Genomic DNA, 1,861 nt, shown 5'->3' on the forward strand with positions numbered 1-1,861 from the left:
CGGCCCCAGCGCCGACCGGGGCTTCCGCACTGCGGCATTGACGCCTGCCGCCGCGGCGGCCAGTCTCGGGAAAACATCAACAGGGAGACCGGCATGAAACGGACGACCGGCGCGGCGATCGCCGCCCTCTTCGCATTCGCGGCCACCGCCTCGATGGCCGCCGACAAGGTGACGCTGCAGCTCAAATGGGTGACCCAGGCGCAGTTCGCCGGCTATTACGTGGCGCTCGACCAGGGCTTCTACGAGGCCGAGGGGCTCGAGGTCGAGATCAAGCCCGGCGGGCCCGACATCGCGCCGGCGCAGGTGCTGGCCGGCGGCGGCGCCGACGTGATCCTCGACTGGATGCCCTCCGCCCTCGCGACCCGCGAGAAGGGCCTGCCGGTGGTCAACATCGCCCAGCCCTTCAAGTCCTCCGGCATGATGCTGACCTGCCTGAAGGAGACCGGGATCACCGGGCCGGAGGATTTCCGCGGCCGCACCCTCGGCGTCTGGTTCTTCGGCAACGAGTATCCGTTCCTGTCCTGGATGGCGCATCTCGGCATCCCGACCGATGGCGGCGACGACGGGGTGACGGTGCTGAAGCAGGGCTTCAACGTCGATCCGCTGCTGCAGAAGCAGGCCGACTGCATCTCGACGATGACCTACAACGAGTACTGGCAGGTGATCGATGCCGGCATCGCCGAGGACGAGCTGGTGACCTTCAAGTACGAGGACCAGGGCGTGGCGACGCTGGAGGACGGCATCTACGTGCTCGAGACCGCGCTCGAGGACCCGGCCTTCCGCGACCGCATGGTGCGCTTCGTGCGGGCCTCGATGAAGGGCTGGAAATGGGCCGAGGAGAACCCGGACGAGGCCGCCGGGATCGTGCTCGACAACGACGCCACCGGCGCCCAGACCGAGCGGCACCAGACGCGGATGATGCGCGAGATCGCCAAGCTGACCGCGGGCAGCAACGGCGCGCTCGACCCGGCCGACTACCAGCGCACGGTGGACACCCTGCTCGCCGGCGGCTCCGACCCGGTGATCACGAAGGAGCCGGAAGGCGCCTGGACCCACGCGATCACCGACGAGGCGCTCTAGGGGCGCATTAGGACCGCTCCGGGAGCGCTCCGGGCGCGCTCTGGGGGGCCCGAATGCGCCCCTTGCCCCGGCCCGCGCGGCCGGGGCCTTCCCCGCCGCCGGGCCCCTCCCCGGAGCGGATCGCCGCCACCCCGGCTCCGCCTGCCGGCACGACCTGCGCCACTGCCGGGACCGGACTGGCGATGGCAACCGGAGCGGAGCGCAAGGCGGCCGCACCTGCGGCGCCGGTCCCGCCGCGCGCGGGCCACCCGGCGGCCGCCATCACCCTCACCCTCGGCCTCGGCCGGGCCGACCTGCCGGATGCCCACGACGGCCATGTCGGCCGGGCCGACCAGCCCAGGCCCGGCGGCCCCACCGTCACCGTCGCCGCGGCCGTCACCGCGGGCCACGGCAACCTCGCCCGGCCGATGCCCCAAACCCAGCCATGGGCGCGGCCCCCGATCATTCCGAGATCTTCGATTCCGACATGATCGTCAGCCACGACGCGATCGGCACCGGCCAGGTCAGCGTTTCCACTGGAGACAGCGGCGGCTTCCTGGTCACCGGCGACAACGGCATGTCGCGCGCCAACCCGGTCTCCGGCACCGGCACCTCCCGCTTCGCCATGGGCACCATCCCGCTGGCCCCCGCGTTGCGCCTCTGCACGGTCCGCCCGACCGGGCTCGCCGGCCCGGCCCAGGCAGAGATCGTCTCGGTCGCCTTCGCGTTCCAGGCGGTGCCCCCGCCCGCCGGCCCGGCGCTGCTGCGCGCCGGGTCCGGCGGACCGGCGCCGACCCGCCGC

At 72.9% G+C, this 1,861-nt stretch carries 2 protein-coding genes; both read left to right on the forward strand.

What is annotated here, in order from left to right:
• The first annotated feature begins 93 nt into the window (after window positions 1-93).
• A complete protein-coding gene (locus QSJ97_RS24440) occupies window positions 94-1,080 on the forward strand; it encodes an ABC transporter substrate-binding protein (RefSeq protein WP_285675109.1) in 987 nt (328 codons plus the stop codon).
• A 424-nt stretch (window positions 1,081-1,504) separates the two neighbouring features.
• Window positions 1,505-1,861 (forward strand): hypothetical protein (locus QSJ97_RS24445; RefSeq protein ID WP_285675110.1); only part of this gene is annotated, 357 nt, incomplete at its 3' end.

It is taken from the genome of Paralimibaculum aggregatum (assembly GCF_030270585.1).
GTDB classification, from domain to species: Bacteria; Pseudomonadota; Alphaproteobacteria; order Rhodobacterales; family Rhodobacteraceae; genus Thermohalobaculum; species Thermohalobaculum aggregatum.